The following is an 18,595-nucleotide window of genomic DNA, read 5'->3' as shown; positions in this document are numbered from 1 at the left end:
GAGCATCCGCGTGAGCTCGCAAAGGACGTGGAACAAGATCGACAACAATCCATTCGGTTCACTGAGCCAGCAAACAGCGCCGCGTCTGGTGCGGCAACCCTACAAATCGGGCTTGGTGTGCGTAATCTCGAGAAATGGTGGGCCCGGAGGTTGTCACATAATCGAAGGAATTCAGTTACTTAAAGCCCCGCACCTACAGAAAAGCGGCTATTGAATTGATTTCCTAAATTGGAACACACCCCGCACCGCTCTTGACCGAAAGAGCGCTTCAGAATGCTAGATTCAGCATCAGGAAATGAAAGGCTTGGCGTCCACGCCCGCGAATTGGCGAGACGGTTCGAAGGGATGGGCATTGACGCCTTTGCCTCACGGAACGAGCGTTACCTAGTCCTTCTTCAAGACAGCCCCGGGGAAATTATCGATCTCGGCAAACCGCTTCGGGGTACCCGAATTTTCGGCACCCACGCTACCCGGAAAAATATCCCCCTAGTCGCCGACTTCGTGGACTTCGCTCGTGCGGATGGCCTTGCAGATTGTATGTTCTGGTGCATCGGTCTCCCAGGCCACAAAGCGACGCCGGACGATCTAACGACCGCAATGAAAACCTTCAATTGCACAATCAACACCGAGTTCAGCGAACTTCGAAAGAGGCATTCGTTCGAAGTCTTGCTAATTGCCATTCATCCCCGTTTTGATCACCAAACCGGTCTTTTCGACCTGCACGCCCATTTCGTGTGCCGGGTACCGCCTGGCCACCGGGAAGCGGTTCACCGCAGATTGATGACCAAATTCTCTAAGATCGACCTGAGGACAGCCCCCATAAGAAACGCGGCAGCGGTATCGACCTACATGCTGTGGGGTATCTGGCGAAACAAGGACATGTTGACGTGGCCTGATCATGCCCTGCAATCTGCCTGGAGCCTCACCCAGCATCGGTTTCGGTTTTTTCGCACTGGAGGTGTGTTCGCCAAGTGGAGATCATCTCGTCCAGCATCTGCCGCGCAGTCAGTGCCCGGCCTGGACAAGGCGGCGATACAACGCAATCGTCAAGATACCGCATATTCGAGGCAGCCGGTTCAAACAGGCGATAGGTTGTTGTCCAGAGTAAGGGTGCGCTTTGGAGGCACGAAGATTGCCGCGCTTCTTTTCGAAACCCAGTCGATGGCCCCCTTAATCGCAGAAGACGTTCGAAACGACCGAGCTCCAGAGTGTTCTTCAGCGACTATTGTCGCAACTCAGGAAGTGACGTCCGCGAACGACGACGCCAGTGAAGAGCGGTGCGAGGGGCGATCTGGGACCAGTCAGAAGGCTGCCACAACGGCTCCAGGACACACGAAAAGCCGAATTTCGAAAATTTGGGCTAAGGCAGCCGAAATCGTCAGGCTTATCGGCATTCGGATCAAGTCTATTGCCGCGGTCGCGACGGCAGCGCGCGAAACACGATTTGCTAACACGAGGCGAAAACACCGAAAAGGGCCGAATCAACTCGACGAACAGGTAACTGATGCGCAAGCAAAGGTTGAGCTTCATCGATGCCTTCGTTGCTTCCGCCACAGTTGCGTCGCTGAGAACACCACACCGAAAGTAGTCTCGGAGTCTTCCGAACGGCAAATTGGAAGACTCCAGCGTCTTGCATTCGCGATGATTAAAAATAATTCAAGACTCTGATTTTATTTATTAAATTCAATCAATCGTCTGTAGTGCTCTCCGAATGAGGCCGGCTAGATTCTGGGCAGCGAACCAACGCACCGCGATGGACGCCTCACGAACTAGAAGGAATATGGCATGCGTGAACTTGAAGATATCATCTTTTCGGTGGGACAATTTGCAATTGATGAGCACGGCGTAAGATTCGTCGAGCGGATCGAGAATGGGACCCCGGGAGAGTACGTCGTCTTGGTCAGTCGTGAGTACGAAGATCAGGATGGATACATGCGTCTGTTCGCACAAACCCATTTCGTTGCCAGGGATAGCGACGGTTACATCGCGATGGCCATCCCTTTGGTCGAATCGTTCTCGGACCAAAGCCCTAGCCTTCAAGCAGAAGCGTGGAGCCTGCAGGACGAACTCAAGTCTGAGATTGAAGCACTCAAAGCTTATGCCTTACGCAACGGTCGTCGGGCGGAATTTGACTGCAGACTACCTCTTGACGACACCTCTTGGGATAAGTTCCGGCGTTGGGTACAGCTCGATTTCTTGTTCGTGTAGTAGCATAGCTAATAGTGGTGGCCCCAGCATTTGCCGGTGGCCCCCACCATTGTACACGTATTCGAAGAGCTGCCAGTTCGACTGCAATTTCTTCAATTGCTTTTCCCGCAAACCGCGAATCTAGTAAATGGAAGATTCGTTGTTGTGGGTTTGAGTTGCAAAGGAGGAATTGTGGAGGAAGCGGTGGGGCGTGCTTCGTACGGGGTGTCGACCCCTTATTCGACCCGAGCGATCGCTCAGGCGTTCGTAGCATCGATTTTTGACCGCGAGATGGATGTTACGCTTCGCAACTCCCAGGCAGGTTCGAAGCGCGATGATGCCATGCGCGAGCTGACGAAGCAGGCCGCGAACCTCTATTCAAAGCGTATCCTTAGGGAACTCATCCAAAACGCTTTTGATGCAGCGGCACAGTCGCCCGAGCCACGCATACTCCTCAAATATGATCAAAGCGAAGGGTTCGGTACCCTTTACGTTGCCAATACGGGCTCCGGCTTCACAGAAGACAACGTTGTCGCGATCACGAATCCCGCCCTGAGCAACAAGCTTCCCGGAAATTTCATCGGCCACAAGGGCCTTGGGTTCCGAAGTGTTGAGCTATTGTCTCAGGACGTCCAGATTTATTCGAAACACGATCAATCAAGCAACGTTTTCGACGGTTTCTGCTTTCGGTTTGCGAATCCATCCGACGAAGAAGCTTGGCTAGCTGATCGTGGGGAGTCAGTGTTCTCCTCGTCGGTTGTCGGCCGTGCCCATCGTCTTCAGCTTCCGGTGCCCATCCAAGATGATCCTCGCGACATCCCCCCATTCGCTGCTGCCGGATTTTCAACGGTAGTCCGACTAAAGCTGAAGGATCAACTGGCTGGCGAGCGGGTCATTGAGGAAATCAGCGGGCTGATCAATGAGAGCGCTCCGCTCGTGCTTTTTCTGGAGCAACTGCATTCGCTGACGATCGAGCACGTGCAGAAGAGCGGCGAGGTTCTCAGGAAGGTTTTTACAAGGGCCTCGAAGAATAGGCGTCCGTCCGCGTTTGGTCAGTCGATGACAGTTGAGGAGATTACGGTCGATAAGCGTCGGTTCCTGTTGGCGCGCATGGCTGTTGACGAAAAGGCGTTCAAGGCCAGTGTTCAGGCGGCCGTCGATAGGAGCGATCCAGTCGAAAAGTGGCTGGAATGGAAAGGCGCTCCTGTGGTGTCGATAGCCTTGCCTCTTTCCCAAGACGCTAAAGCAGGCTTTTTCTTCGCTTTCCTGCCGATGGAGACGCGTGCACCTTTCAACGGCTGCCTTGATGCTCCGTTTCACCCGGATGCCGATCGTAAGGGGCTGTCCCTCGATAATCCGCTGAACTCATACTTGCTGGACTGTATTGCTGACCTCTCTCTTGCCTTGGCAAGGACAATCTCATCTTCTGACGAACCGGCCGCCGAGTTGGCCGCGGCTGCAGTTGATTGCGTAGCTTGGTTTTCGGATTCCCAGCGGATGGTGGATGCCAGCATCCGCGCCCTCGGGGATGCCGGACAAATTCCGCTACCCGCCATCCGTCGGCCCGAAACCAGATGGAGTATTCTCGGCGAAGTCTTTGATTGGGATGACGAGAAATTCGATCTAGTGGATGCAAGATTACTTTCTCGGGTGTGCAACGTGCCGATGCTGCGGCGGGGGCTGGGAGAGGCGCGTATGGAAGCGCTTCGCGAGTTTGTGCTCTCTACGGATTTCGGCTTCGAGCCAGAAACACAGACTTGCGCAGACTGGGGAACGGCCGTTGCGGCAAGTCTGGCAGAGCGTCGGCGGAAAACGTCTCGCGACGACTGGGAAAAATATTACGGCGATTTAGCACGATTTGATCCAGCAGCCTTGGCTGCAATGCGGGGCAAGCCAATATTCAGGTTGGAAGATGGTGAATTGGGCAATGCCAACTCTCAGGAAACGCTTTTCGATCGCGAAGTATTCATAGACCCCGATACCGACATCAGTGGCTCGAACAAAAGGAGCCGCAAGGCTAGCACGCGATTTCCGCCCAAGAGCATCGCCAAACGGATGCATTTTGCTGACCCATCCCTACGGTGGCCTCCTGCCGTAACGAAGGCGCTTATAGCCGCTGGTTTAGCCACCGAGTTTAATGTCACGCGCGTCATTGCGGGCCTTGGGAGGCTGCAAGGCAAGCGTCCCATGCGCCAAGTCGCTATCGCCGCAATTGGATGGGCGTTTGACGCGTGGAAATCACATCCCACTCAGGAAGTCGAGGCGGCCCTGCGGTCAGCTTCTCTTCCGATCCCGTGTGCCGGCGGATTAAGGAAAGCACAAGCGGCATATTTCTCCCACGGCTGGCGCGACACCAGAGGTGCGGTGATGGCCGAATTCTGTGACGCCGTCGCTGGGCTAGCGCGGGCCAAACCAATCTGCGAGGGCCTTCTACCGAGTTGGGAATCCTGGCCATTAAAGGACAAAGGATCGGCGGTCGACTGGACGAAGTTTATGACATTGCTCGGCGTCAAGGATGGCCTGGCGGTCTTTCATCACAAAACACTGTCGATGTCCCAGTGGGAATGGGAAGCGATTAGAAGCGGTCGGTCTAAGCAGCAGTCACTTGAGCAGGCCAGCGGCCCGTATTGGCAGCAGGCGATCAGAAGACCGGACGTACAGCTTCGTTTCAGCTATAAAAGCGGAGCATACACATCGGAGAACACCCTCTACATTCTCCAGATGCAGGCCGATTTCGCTCAGATGAACGACAGAGCGAAGAGAGCCTATGCTAGGTTGGTGATAGGTGCCGCGGCCGACGGCTTGAGTAGGTACTTCGAGACTTCATTGCGGCGAACAGGGGGGAGCTATGACAATGTTCGCTTTCCAAGTCCCTTGCTTGCTTTCCTTCGAGAAGCGGCCTGGATTCCCGTCGTTGTAAACGAAGAGACTATCTGGCAAAGGCCCTGCGATTGCTGGTTTGCGAGCAGACAGGAACTCCCTCGTTTTCTTCCTCGCATTGACCGATCGATTAGAGACGAGCTCGAAAGTTCCCAAGCGCTGCGCCGTTCTTTTTCCGAACAACTGGGAATGAAGTTTTGGGCGAACCCGACTACGGCAGTAGAAAGGCTGGTCGTCCTCGGGGAAATCCTTTCTCGGGGACTGACAGAGCACGAACTGGAGGTCTTCAGAAGCGCTTGGAGGCAAGCGTGGCTCGACTGGCACGACCACGAACCACGTCTATCGCTCCAATCACCAATAACAATGGCAATACAACAGGGCGGGCGATTGATCGCCGAAAGCATTGACGCGGAAACCCCTGTTGCCGAGCCGATATTTGTGGGCGAGAACGCGCACCCGTTCCTTGAGAATTTGCTGCTGGCGTTAGGGCACCGGCAAATTTCCTTGCCTCCCGGGACCGCTCGCGAGGCGTTCGACGCCCTTGAAAGCGCGTTTCCCACGCAATTCTTGCTAATCGACGACGTCAAACCCAAGATTATTATCGATGGGCAGCTATTTGATCCCCAAAGCTCCCATCAGCGTTTGATCGATGAAGGGAGAGACTGGCTCGCCGAGATTGCCGTCCTTGTCCTCGAGTTCAACAGCACGTTGACATTTAGAAGCACTAGCCGAACGCGTCAGGCAATCTATGAAGATTTCCGGAGGCTCCGCCTTGTCCAAGGGGACGCGATCGAGGTGGAGATCAACGGTTTGCGGGGAAGACTACCCTACGCGCTTGATGGCGTCCTACCAATTCCCGACGCTGAGAATCCTGCTATAATTTTGCAAAGTCCCGACGGGGTTTTGACATGGGCAAAGCTTTCGCGGCTGTCCCGCGGCCTGGCGGCGGCAATCAGACGGCCGCCATTAGCCGCGGCATTTCAAGCGGTGATCTACGCCATCTCAAATCTTGGACTCGATCCGTCAGGAGTGGTGGGACCACCTGACGATGACATTCTCGCGAGGGCTTTCGGACAACCGGAAGAGCGCATCACGGAACTTCGAAGATCGCTCCGAAACAGCAGTAGACGCCTACTGGACTGGCTTCTACCAGGTTTGCAGGCCCGTTTCGGAGACGCCGCGTCGGCCAGAATCCTAGACAGAGAGCATGTCATCGTCGACGACGAAGACATCGTTGCCGCCCTTTCCGGCGTCGTAAATCCTGACGACGTGAAAGGGATGATCCAAAAATGTCGCGAAGCAGAGTCGTTGAACGGGTTCCGGCGAGAGCTGGGAATTACGCTTGTAGCCCTCAACGAAGCCATATTCGCGCTGGGAGCATCATTCCGTCCGCTGAGATTCGAGCGACAGTTGCGCCAGCAATTCGATGACTTCAAAGAGGAAGCGAGGCATGAACTGGCGGCGCGCGTTAGGGATAGCTACTGGATGGCGGAGCTGTCGCAGATAAGGTTGCAAGATTACGGAAGTGCGCGGAACCTTGACTGGCTGAGCTTTGATGAAAGTTGGCTTGATACAAATGACGAGTTGTCGGAAACGGAGTTCAACGATCGGGTCACACTCCTTAGCGCTGTAGCGCTCCCAGCGGGCTCGCAAAGAACCTCTGTCAGCATCGATATCCTACGGCAGACAAACCGAGCATTGATTTCTCAGAATTTGGACCACTTACGTCAGGTGATTTCAGCTTGGGTCGCGAAGGCACCCATTGAAAGATCAGCGAAATCTGTTTGGAGTGACAAGTCAGAACAAGTCACCCGCGAAGCGCTCGCGTCCGGGATTTTTGATTTCGTGGCTTTGGCGGCGGATGACCTGCCTTCGGCACTCGGCCACGCGGGCCTCTGGCCGTTCGGCATGCCCAAGTCTCTCAACCTTGCTGATTTGGGACTGGTTGAAGACGATCTGGATCATCAAGCGGCTGCGGAAAGACGAAGGCAAGAAAAGGAAGATGCACGAAAGCGCTCTGTGGTGATCGGAGGCGCGAGTATCCGCGGCGGTGTGCAGGGAGATTTCGAAGAAATTGCGAAGGCGCTACGCGAAGGCCTTGAAGATAAGGCATTTCGCCAGCGGTCGGGTACAGCGGAGCTCAAGCCAATTGCTGAGAACCCGCAACGGAATCGCGGCCGAGGTTCGACCAAAGAGCGTGAGACCGATCCAGTTTATCTGAGTGACGAGCAGCGCAATCTTATTGGTTTTGCTGGCGAGTTCGCCGCTTATCACTACCTCCGGCGCACAGTGAAAAACTTTGCGGATGATCACTGGATATCTGCATTTGGCCGACGATACTTGGCTCTTTCGCCCAAGCAAGATGATGACGGTTACGACTTCCACATCCCGCGCAGCCGTGGCGGCCTCTTCTTCGAAGTAAAGGCCCACACTGGCGATCCAGGTTACGTGGACCTTGGTCGCAGTCAGGTTGCTGCCGCGACGGAGCATGCTAACGAGCGTAAGGGGGTATGGAAGATACTCTACGTGTCATTCGCGCTCAATCCATCGCTCATTTCAGTTCACGAGCTTGGAAATCCGTTCAGCAGGGAGAATATTGGCAAATATCGCCCAAGCGGCACACAGGGCGTTCGACTGGTGGTTGACAGGGCCTAATAGCCTCCTGTCTCATGTTGGTGGAGACGGGCTGGCTGAGGCTCCGACCCTCTATCTCGGGGTTCGCAGTACGACACCGAATTTCAAGCATTGAGCGCCCCATCGAGCTGCACACCTCTTCACCGAAGGCGCTTCCTAGCGTCTTCGCGTAGGTCGCCGTCGGCCGAAACATAGCGATAAAGCGTTTGGCGAGACACTCCGAGTTCGTGGCAGAGTTCAGATATGACAGTTTCTCGCTTACCCATTGCTGCCTGCGCAAGCCTTATTTTAGCAGGCGTCATCGCCGGCTTTCGACCACCGACACGACCGCGGGCGCGGGCGGAGGCAAGCCCAGCTATCGTTCGCTCTCGTATCAGTTCACGTTCGAACTCCGCCAAGGACGCGAAGATGCCAAACATCAGCTTACCCTGTGCTGTCGAAGTGTCGATTGGCGTCTGCCCCGAGAGCACCTTAAATCCGACGCCGCGCTTCGACAAATCGTCTACGGTGTTGACCAGGTGGCGAAGATCACGGCCGAGCCGATCCAGCTTCCAAACCACGAGCGTGTCGCCTGATCGCAGCGCCTTCAGGCAGGCCTCAAGTCCAGGCCGGATATCCTTCTTTCCGGACGCAAGGTCTTCATAAATCATCGGGACTTCGACGCCGGAGATAAGGAGCGCGTCTTTTTGAAGGTCTAGGATTTGGCTACCGTCAGATTTCGATACCCGAACATACCCAATCAACTCACCCATAGATATCGCCTCTTCAATCCGTCACGAATACGGTCGTTTATGAGACTGATGGTGAATCTAGTTTTCATCGGCGGCAAGCCGTCACGAATTTCGTCATTTTTTCTATGTGGCACAAACCGTTCGAGCAAGATCAAAGATGGAATGCGAAATCGGGGGAAGTCGGTCCCGCGACATCTATCGCTCGTGCGGTTACCAGTCTTCCCGATTTCACATGCGCCAATTCCCGCCGGGTCGTAGTTGAGGGCGCTATGCTCCCGGCTCCGATGCTCTCTACAATTCTCTTGTGGCCTGCTCTAGCAGGCGGCGAAGACGTCGTGGACACATGAAAATCTCGATGCGATACAAGATTCCGAAGATTCCCGTATTTCGAGCGATTCCATGTCCAGTGCACTCAAAGAACTTTTCGACCGCTATCGCACCGGCTCCAAGAGCGAACGTGAGAAAGGAACGTATTTCGAAAACCTTGCCAAGGTCTTCTTTGAGAATGACCCCCAATACGTGCAGCGATTCGACAAAGTTTGGACCTATGCCGAGTTCGCGTCTGAGAAAGACATCAGCGCCCAAGACACGGGCATCGACCTGGTAGCCCGGGTGCGGGACGAAGGCGGATTCTGCGCCATCCAGTGCAAATTCTATCGCGAAGGTCATCGCATCCAAAAGAGCGATATCGACTCTTTCTTCACGGCTTCGGGCAAGAGGCCTTTCACGGAACGCCTCATAATCGACACGACCAACGCGAACTGGAGTGAGCACGCCGAGGGTGCGTTGCAGGACCAGAACATCAGCACGCAGCGGATCGGCTTTTCGGATATCCAGCAGAGCCCAATCGACTGGACGACCTATATCAAGGACTCGAAAGTCGTCCTTACCCAAAAGAAAGAACTTAGGCCTCATCAGAAGGAGGCGCTCGCTGCTGTGAAGGACGGCTTTGCCGCCGCCGATCGTGGCAAGCTGATCATGGCCTGCGGAACGGGTAAGACTTTTACGGGCTTGAAGATTGCCGAGGATTTCGCGGGCGTCGGCAAAATGGTCCTTTACCTCGTGCCATCGCTCGCCTTGATGTCTCAATCAGTCCGTGAATGGTCCATTGACACCGAGACGCCGCTGCGTTGCTTCGCTGTCTGTTCCGACGTCCAAGTTGGCAGGCGGAGGAGCGGCGACGACCTTGGCGACATCGATATTCATGACCTCGCCTATCCGGCCACGACGGACGCGAAGGTACTGGCCGCTAAAGTCAACGCACATCCCGATCTCCGGATGACAGTTGTCTTCTCCACCTATCAATCCATCCAAACCATATCTGACGCCCAGAAAAAATTCGACCTTCCGGAATTCGATCTGATCATTTGCGACGAGGCGCACCGGACGACCGGCGCGAAATTCGAAGGCGAGGAAGAGTCCAGTTTCATCAAGGTCCACAATCAGGACTTCATTCAAGGCAAGAAGCGCCTCTATATGACCGCGACGCCGCGCATTTTCGGTGACGCGGTCAAGACCAAGGCGGGCGAAGCGTCCGTCGAGCTTTGTTCAATGGACGATGCCTCGCTTTATGGCGAGGTCTTGTTTCAACGAGGCTTCTCCTGGGCCGTCCAGAATGGTCTTCTGACGGACTACAAGGTTGTCGTGCTGGCGGTGGATGAGGCCGTGGTCTCTGCTGGCGTCCAGCACCGGCTCGCCGACGAGCACAGCGAACTTGTCCTCGATGATGCCACCAAGATCATCGGCTGCTACAAGGCCCTGACAAAGGAAGACCTCAAGCAGGACGTCTCGACTGATCCCCTGCCGATGAAACGGGCGCTCGCCTTCTGCAAAGACATCAAGAGCTCGAAGCTGATTACCGACGAATTCGCCAAGGTTCTCGATGAGTACCTGACGAGCGGCAACGTCATGGATGGCTTCGCTGCCGAAAAATATAGACTCCAGTGTGAGCTGGAGCATGTCGACGGGACCTTTAATGCCAAGGCGCGCAACGAACGTCTGAATTGGTTGAAAGAAGACACTGACGAGAGCACGTGTCGTATCCTCAGCAATGCACGTTGCCTGTCAGAAGGCGTTGACGTTCCGGCGCTGGACGCCATCATGTTCCTGCATCCGCGCAAATCCCAGATTGACGTCGTGCAATCAGTCGGCCGCGTCATGCGGCGTGCCCCCGGCAAGAAGATGGGTTACGTCATCCTACCGGTCGGCATTCCGGCTGGCGTCGAGCCCGAGGAGGCGCTGAACAACAACGAGAAATACCGTGTCGTCTGGCAAATCTTGAACGCACTTCGCGCCCATGACGACAGGTTCGATGCCACTATCAACAAAATGGATTTGGGCGTCGACGTCTCAAACCAAATCGAAATCGTTGCGGTCACCAATGATTTGCCGAACAGGAATAAGCCAGAGAGGGCCGGACTCGGTATTGGTCAGGGCGGCAGCGCCGACGAAAGGGAAGACACCACCGGGGCGTCAATATCCGAGCCGGCGCAGACGTCGTTCGTATTCGACGAAATCTCCCGGGCCATTCTGGCCCGTATCGTCAAGAAATGTGGACGTCGTTCCTATTGGGAAGATTGGGCAACGGACATCGGCCGGGTCGCCCAAACTCACATTACCCGTATTAAGGCCTTGGTGGATCAGCCCGACAGCGGCGAGCGGAAAGCTTTCGTAGAATTCCTTGCAGAACTGCGCGACGATCTCAATGACAGCATTACCGAGGACGAAGCTGTTGAAATGCTCGCGCAGCATCTGATCACCCAGCCAGTCTTTGAGGCACTGTTCGAAGGCTACAACTTCACCAAGGAAAACCCGGTTTCCCGCGCCATGCAGGGCGTTCTGGACGCTTTGCACGAGCATAATCTCGAAAAGGAATCCGCCAGCCTTCAGAAATTCTATGCCGATGTCAGAGTTCGGGCATCTGGCATCGACAACGCAGAAGGTAAACAGAGGATCGTCGTCGAACTATACGACAAGTTCTTCCGCAACGCCTTTCCGAAGATGACCGAGCGCCTTGGCATAGTCTATACCCCTGTCGAAGTAGTGGACTTCATCATTCACTCGGTCAATGAGGTCCTGCAATCGGAGTTTGGCCAGACCCTCGGCAGCCGGGGCGTCCATATCCTTGACCCCTTCACAGGAACGGGGACGTTTATCACACGCCTGCTGCAATCCGGCCTTATCAGGCCAGACGAGCTTGAGCACAAATACCGGAAAGAAATTCACGCTAACGAAATCGTGCTGTTGGCCTACTACATCGCGGCGATCAATATAGAAGCGACCTATCACGGCTTGGCGGGCGGTGACTACGTGCCGTTCGAGGGCATCTGCCTTACGGATACGTTCCAGCTTTACGAGCAAGAACGCGATCTTGTCAGCGACCTTATGGCGGATAACAGCAGCCGTCGCACCAAGCAAAAAGAGCTAGATATTCGGGTGATCGTGGGCAATCCGCCCTATTCTTCAGGGCAAAACAGCGCAAACGACCACGCTGCCAACATAGATTATCCGAAACTTGACGAGCGGATTCGTGACACCTTTGTTGCACTATCCGGAAACGCGAATAAACGTGCGATCTACGATAGCTATACCCGAGCCATTAGATGGGCCTCCGATCGCCTTGGCGACCGCGGCGTCGTCGGGTTCGTGACGAGCGCAGCATGGGTTGATGGCACTGCGTTGGACGGCCTCAGGAAAAGTTTGGAAGCTGAGTTTTCATCCATTTTTGTTTTCCATCTTAGAGGCAACCAACGCACATCCGGGGAAAGGTCAAGGAAGGAAGGCGGCAAGATTTTTGGTTCCGGTAGCCGCGCTCCTATTTCCATTAATATCCTCGTGAAGAACCCCGACGCTTCAACGACTGGGAACATTTTTTTCCACGACATCGGTGATTACCTGACTAGGCAAGAAAAGCTTGAGAGGGTTTCATCGTTAGGATCGATCAAAGGAATCGAGGAGCAAGGCCAATGGCTCAAAATTCATCCCGACAAGCATGGCGATTGGCTCCAAAAACGAGAAGCTGAGTTCGATGCCTATATCAATATTGGTGATAAGAGGGACAAGAGCGGAACCTCTTTGTTCAAAACCTACTCACGCGGCGTAGCTACAGCTCGTGATGCTTGGGTTTATAATTCTTCCAAAGATACTCTTGCCCGCATCGTCGATAGAAGCATTTCAACATTTAACCGCAGTCAAGCGGAGAAACGTCCGGTAGAATCAGTTGACGGGTTCAAATGGTGTGAAAACACAATAAAAGACTATCGGGCTGGAAAATCATATACGTTTGATAATTCGAAGATAACCTTGGCTACCTATCGTCCGTTCTTCAGGCAATGGCTATACTTCGACAAGACATTGAACTGGAGCGCGTATCGAATGCCGCTCATTTTTCCTGACCGCGTCACCAAAAACCGAATGATCGTAATTGAGGGAAGCTGGCGGCAAAACGGCTATCTCGCAATCATGTGTGACAGCATTCACGCGCTCATGCCCGACGGAGGTTGTCAGTGCTTCCCTCTATATGTCCTTGAAGAGAGGAGTGGCGACCTTCTAGGTACCCATCAACGTGGGATGAACGACGGCATCACCGACTATGGGCTTGCGCATTTTCAAGCACTTTATCCAGGAGTTACTGTAACTAAAGATGAACTGTTCTACTATGTTTATGGATTGTTGCACTCAGAGGATTACCTCAGCCGCTTTGCAGATAATTTGTCTAAACAGTTGCCCCGAATTCCGGCCGTGAAGAATGCTGCAGATTTCCGTGCTATTGCCGAGGCAGGACGTAAACTTGGCGAGCTCCATTGCAACTATGAACAGGCTGATCCCTATCCCGTTACGTTCAAGCAGGGCAGCTTAGAGCTTGCGGTAATAAAAGACCGCGAAGCTTTTTACCGGGTGGAGAAGATGAAGTTCGGCGGTAAGCGCCCAAACGTCGACAAGACGACTGTCGTCTATAACAGCAACATCACAATGACCGGTATTCCCATTGAGGCATACGACTACGTCGTTAACGGCAAGCCGGCGCTGGAATGGGTCATGGAGAGGCAGGGCGTCAAGACCGACGCCGCGAGCGGGATTGTCAATGATGCCAACCGGTATGCTATCGAAACGATAGGAGACGCGGCTTATCCGCTTGAACTTTTCCAGCGTGTCATCACGGTAAGTCTTGAGACCATGAAGATCGTGCGGGCGCTGCCCAAACTGGAAATTTGATCCGAAGAATCCGGTAGATGTGGCAGGGGGACGTGTTGACTGAGAAACTGGTCTTTATAAACCACGCCTGGATGACGTATTACCGGGGGCCGAAGGGTGACAAGGCCGAGGGCAATTTCGGCTTTCTGAAGACTAATGAGATCGCGCATGAATCATGGAACTTCGAGCCGCTCAGGGGCAAGGTCTATGGTTATGTGCCCCGTTCTGCCGAAATCAAGATTTCAAGACTGGGAGCCCAAAGAGGCGATGCCACGATCGATGGCGTCACGGTTGTCTGGATCGCGCGAAATCCACGCACCAAGAAGACAGTCATCGTCGGCTGGTATCGGAACGCTCGCATAAACCGGAACGCCGAAAATCGACGTCTCGAACGTTCGTCAGGTTTCGATGTCGGCTATCAGATCGAAGCGCCTGCTGCCGACGCGGTGCTGCTGCCAGTCGATGCCAGATCGTATGTCATTCCGACGGCGAAGGAGTCTGGCAACTTGGGCCAAAGCCCGGTCTGGTACGGCAAGGGAGAGGCCTTCAACAAGGACGTCGCTGAATACATCGGCCGAGGCGGACGACGTGCCAAACGACCGACCAAGTCCCCACGGCAGACTGACCCCGAGTTGCGCCGTAAGGTGGAACAAGCCGCAATCAACCATGCGATCGCATATTTCAAGTCCGACGAGGGAGGCTCGCACCGGGTGGAGTCCGTCGAGAAAGACGGCGTCGGATGGGACCTGGAAGCGTTCGCTGACGAAGGCAGCGTCCTCAAAGTCGAGGTCAAGGGACTTTCCGGCAAAGACCTCATAGTCGAGTTGACGCCCAATGAATACGCCAAAATGCACTCGTCCGAGCATCGCGCGGACTACATCATCTATGTGGTTCCGCAAGCGCTATTACCTAAGCCCAAGGCTTACATCTTCCGGCACGATGCAATCCTGTCGAAAGGGAGCGATCTGGTCTGGATAACAGACGACGGGCAACGTTTAAAAATCGAGCCGATAGTGGCAGCGCGCCTTACTATTGGCTGACCCACCACGCTGCGCGGGGAAATCAGGTGACGGAAATCCAAGACCTCAAACAAAAATTGCGTTCTAGCCCGCTACGTATCGGAATTTCGACTAGGGCATTGTTTGACCTCGAAGAAGAGCACGGTGTCTTTCGATCTCGTGGCGTCCAGGCATACGCCCAGATGCAGCGGGAACGAGAGAGCACTATTGTCGGCCGCGGCTCGGGTTTCGAAGTCATTGAGCGATTACTCAAACTCAATGAGACCGGCGAAAAGCCGTATGTCGAAGTCGTGCTTTTGTCGAAGAACTCTCCTGACCTATCTCTCCGCGCTTTCCTGTCGATAGAGCACTACGGTCTAACCGTAATTACTGGGAGTTTCACCAGTGGCGGTTCACTGGCACCGTTTATTCCTGCGTGGGAAATCGACCTATTCCTCTCAAATGATCGAAGCGACGTCCAATCCGCTGTCTCGGCTGGAACAGCGGCTGCACATCTCGGCCCTATATCGAGGAACTGGGAATACGTGCCCGCCGATGAGGTGCGTATTGCATTCGATGGCGACGCCGTTGTCTTCAGCGCAGAGTCCGACGAGATATATAAGACGTCGGGGTTAGAAGCATTTCGGAGACACGAACAGGATAACGCTACAAAGCCCATGGAAGGCGGGCCGCTCGGTGAGTTCCTGAAAAAGCTGTCGATCCTACGCCAGATTTACATGAACGATGATGGCGTCAGCAAAGTCCGCATAGGTATCGTCACGGCGCGCGACAGGCACGCACACGCCCGAGTAGTGCACACGCTGCGCGCTTGGGGTACGCCGGCGGATGAAGCGCATTTCGTTGGCACGTGGCCAAAGGGCCCGATCTTAAAAGCATTCGGCGCGCATATCTTTTTCGACGATCAAGAAAAACATGTCCTAAGTGCCGCCGGTGTCGTGCCTGCGGGGCATGTGCCGGGGCCTCATGCGCCGGAAGCGCCGGTCATCCCTGCTTAAAAGAGGCCGCCATGTCAAATAGGCGATTTGTCATCAAAAAAGACATCGAAGGGCTAGTTGGGATACTTTCCGAGATACAGGCACTGGCGGACTCCCAACGAAACGCTCTTGGATTTCTCCCCGAGACTGCCTTTCGAGATGCCATAGTTCGACGCAGACTCTTTGCGATGGTATCGCATGCTGCCGAAAAAGAGGTTCTCGCCGGCTATCTTCTCTTTAGCGGCGTGTTTCCCAACGCGAAGATACAGCAAATAGCGGTAGCCCCAGAGTATCGATCTGCAGGGGTTGCCAGCGCTCTGATGAACACCTTGGTGGCGGACTTAGAAGCGCGGGGCTTCATGGCTTTGCGTGCAGATGTTGCATCGGATTTGACGCAAGCCCGTAGTTTTTATGCAAGGAACGGCTTCGAAATTGTTACAGAACGTGCAGGAGGACAAGCACGAAGCAGGAAAATCCTGGTCCATGTTAGGGAACTTGAAAATGACAGCCTTTTCTCGCTTGCCAATCAAACTCAACGTGAGGGCCTTGATTTAGGGATTCGGAGAAGGAGTGCGGGCAACTCGCCGATATATGCGTTTGACCTTAATGTCTTCTTCGATCTGGTGAAGGAACGACAACACAGTGATGCAGCGAGACAGTTATTCTCCGCGGCCCTCGGTCACGATCTCCGATTGGTCGTCGCAGACGAATTCGCTAAAGAACTTGCCAAGCGATCGAGGGACGTGAAAAGCGATCCGATCTTACAAATGGCATTGGCTCTTCCGCGACTACCGAATGTATCGATCGAGGCTTGCAACGGACTTGCCGACGAAATTCATGATCTCGTGTTCACTCAACGAAAGCACCGTGACGCCGGAACGGTGCAGGCGCGTAGCGACGCCCAGCATCTCGCGCACGCAGCTCTCACCCGTGCATCAGCGTTTATAACCCGCGATGAAGCTCTCATTGGGGCTCGGGACGAGTTGTTAGCGAATGTAGGAATTGACGTCATTTCATTAGATGAGCTTGTAAGCCTTCTTCCCGCCCAAGCAATGCCACAACCGCAACCACCTGTTTCTGGCCGCGAGTTCTCCTTTGGCCAAATGTCACCGGAGGATGCTCGGCGCTACCTCTCCTCGGTTGGTGTCAACGAGACAATTATAGCAAAGGCATGTCCGCTGCCGGCTGAAGGCGGGTCTGCACGCTATTTGGGATTTTTTCAGCACGGCAACACCCTCGCGATTGGCAGTCTGCGCCTTCCACGGTCGATCGAACCAACAGGGGAACTGCTTGTTCACGTTCGCCCTGAACACCCAGAAAGCGGACTTTTTGCTGAGTATCTGCTCGACGTTCTCATTCGAGAAGCATGCGAACACCTACCGATAAGGTTGGCACTTGAGCATCTTCCAGGACAGACAATTGTCAATCAGGTCGCTAAATCACGTGGCTTCGTGTCCAGCGGCAGCTCGGGAGGTCTTGCGAAAGTAGCATTGGGCAGACCGCTAACTAATAGCAACTGGGCTCGTGCTGCCCAGGAATTGAGGCGGCGCGCTGGGCTGACCATCCCTACGAGCGGCATTGGCGATAAGATGTCGGTTATCGATGGGAGCGGCAAAAACTTGAACTTGTCGTTGCAGCAACTCGAAACTCTGCTGAGCCCTACGTTGATTGTTGGGCCGGATCGAGAGGGCGTGATCGTGCCAATTACCAAAGCGTACGCGGATGAGCTCCTCGGAACCAATCGACAACAGCAATTTTCTTTTGTTGAAAGCGGTGACGCAGCATTTCTTTCGAAGCGAGGCTACGTAAATGACCCCAGGTCTTCCAAATTGATCCGCCCCGATATGCCAATACTGTTTTACGAATCGAAACGGGACGGTAAAGGTCGGGGCGCTGTCGTAGCTGGCGGGCGCGTCGTAGACTCGTTGATCATGAAGAAGAGCGAGATTTCAACCGATGGCATGCGCCGGCTCGTGGTCGATGACGTCGACCGTTTTTCGAAGACGAGCGATGTGCTGCTGACGACCTTTGACAATCTCATGGTCTTCCCACATCCCGTAATGGTCAAAAAGCTGAAAGAATTTGATGCCATGGGACGTGCCAATCTTGTTTCACCAGTCGCTTTAAACAGTGACAGGATGAGCAAAATTTTTGCTGAGGGATGGCCTATTGCCACATAACGCGATCATCTCAATCCGACCGCTGTTTGTAGACGCTATTTTATCGGGAGCGAAAACAGTCGAGCTCAGGCGGCGAATCCCATCGATCGATATTGGAACCAAGCTCTGGATTTATGCGACTCTTCCAGTTGGCGCGGTTGTAGGAGCTGCGATCGCGCAGGATTTTCACTACGCTTCGCCGGCCGAACTATGGGTTCGTTACGCGAGACACGCAGCGATCCCGCGAGACGACTTCGATGCGTATTTTTTGGGTACAGATCGGGGCGTCGGCATTGAGTTGTCATCGGTGCAGAAAATCGAGCCAATCTCTATTGAGTATCTTCGTGTCATGCGTGATGGCTTTCACCCCCCCCAAGTGTTGACGAAAATCACCAACGATGAGGCGAATTACCTAAGCGGCTTCGCCTTGGCGGCTTAGGTGGTCGCCCGCCCGATATTATATTCATAGCATTCGACTTGCCGCCGGCAGCGTATCGGCGGACTCTTTCTGTAGGCACATTATTTCGAGTGACCTGCGGTTGCCAGCCATGCGTGTGTGAACACACGCAGCAGGCCAAGGGGGCGCTGCCCCCTGTGGAACCCCAAGAAAGGAAGAGCGATGAAGGACTCATCTATACGTTTCAGGATTTCGGAGGTCGAGAAGTGCCGAATTGAAGACTGCGGGCGACGGATCGGTAGTTCTGTTTCCGAGATTCTGCGCCGAGCTGCAGCCGACGCTGTTCGCGGCGAGGTCCCTGGCACCAAACTCCGCCAAGCCTGCGCCGACGTCCGCCGCTCCGCCAATCGGCTGCTCGACT

General features: G+C 54.4%; 9 protein-coding genes. 8 read left to right on the top strand and 1 reads right to left on the bottom strand.

Annotated features, from left to right (window positions below; translation table 11 throughout):
- Positions 1 to 273: 273 nt before the first annotated feature.
- From FHT93_RS08360 to FHT93_RS08350, 3 genes are all read left to right on the top strand, one after another.
- A complete protein-coding gene (locus FHT93_RS08360) occupies positions 274 to 1,668 on the top strand; it encodes a hypothetical protein (protein WP_183847052.1) in 1,395 nt (464 codons plus the stop codon).
- Positions 1,669 to 1,785: 117 nt separating this feature from the next.
- Positions 1,786 to 2,208: a hypothetical protein gene (locus tag FHT93_RS08355; protein ID WP_183847050.1), complete on the top strand. Its 423-nt coding sequence runs from the start codon at positions 1,786 to 1,788 to the stop codon at positions 2,206 to 2,208.
- 36 nt (positions 2,209 to 2,244) lie between these two features.
- Positions 2,245 to 7,722, top strand: coding sequence for an ATP-binding protein (locus FHT93_RS08350; protein WP_183847048.1), 5,478 nt, complete (start codon positions 2,245 to 2,247; stop codon positions 7,720 to 7,722).
- Positions 7,723 to 7,841: 119 nt separating this feature from the next.
- Here FHT93_RS08350 and FHT93_RS08345 read toward each other — a convergent pair whose 3' ends face one another.
- Positions 7,842 to 8,453, bottom strand: a complete 612-nt coding sequence (locus FHT93_RS08345) for a recombinase family protein (RefSeq protein ID WP_183847047.1) — start codon at positions 8,451 to 8,453, stop codon at positions 7,842 to 7,844.
- Positions 8,454 to 8,831: 378 nt separating this feature from the next.
- Between FHT93_RS08345 and FHT93_RS08340 the strand changes: the two genes are divergently transcribed.
- The 5 genes from FHT93_RS08340 to FHT93_RS08320 are packed head-to-tail and all read left to right on the top strand — an operon-like array spanning position 8,832 to position 18,216.
- On the top strand, positions 8,832 to 13,646 hold the full coding sequence (locus FHT93_RS08340) for a type ISP restriction/modification enzyme (protein WP_183847045.1): 4,815 nt from the start codon (positions 8,832 to 8,834) through the stop codon (positions 13,644 to 13,646).
- 35 nt (positions 13,647 to 13,681) lie between these two features.
- Positions 13,682 to 14,665, top strand: coding sequence for a DUF3883 domain-containing protein (locus tag FHT93_RS08335; protein WP_183847043.1), 984 nt, complete (start codon positions 13,682 to 13,684; stop codon positions 14,663 to 14,665).
- Between the two features lie 26 nt (positions 14,666 to 14,691).
- A complete protein-coding gene (locus FHT93_RS08330) occupies positions 14,692 to 15,639 on the top strand; it encodes a 5'-nucleotidase (protein ID WP_348649763.1) in 948 nt (315 codons plus the stop codon).
- An 11-nt stretch (positions 15,640 to 15,650) separates the two neighbouring features.
- Positions 15,651 to 17,798 carry a GNAT family N-acetyltransferase gene (locus FHT93_RS08325; RefSeq protein WP_183847041.1) on the top strand — a complete coding sequence of 716 codons (2,148 nt, stop codon included), beginning with the start codon at positions 15,651 to 15,653 and terminating at the stop codon, positions 17,796 to 17,798.
- Positions 17,788 to 18,216 carry a hypothetical protein gene (locus FHT93_RS08320; RefSeq protein ID WP_183847039.1) on the top strand — a complete coding sequence of 143 codons (429 nt, stop codon included), beginning with the start codon at positions 17,788 to 17,790 and terminating at the stop codon, positions 18,214 to 18,216. Before FHT93_RS08325 ends, FHT93_RS08320 begins: the two co-directional genes overlap by 11 nt.
- Positions 18,217 to 18,595 lie beyond the last annotated feature (379 nt).

The organism is Rhizobium sp. BK379 (assembly GCF_014193955.1).
In the GTDB taxonomy this organism is placed as follows: domain Bacteria; phylum Pseudomonadota; class Alphaproteobacteria; order Rhizobiales; family Rhizobiaceae; genus Rhizobium.
This window is presented reverse-complemented; position numbering and strand designations above follow the sequence as displayed.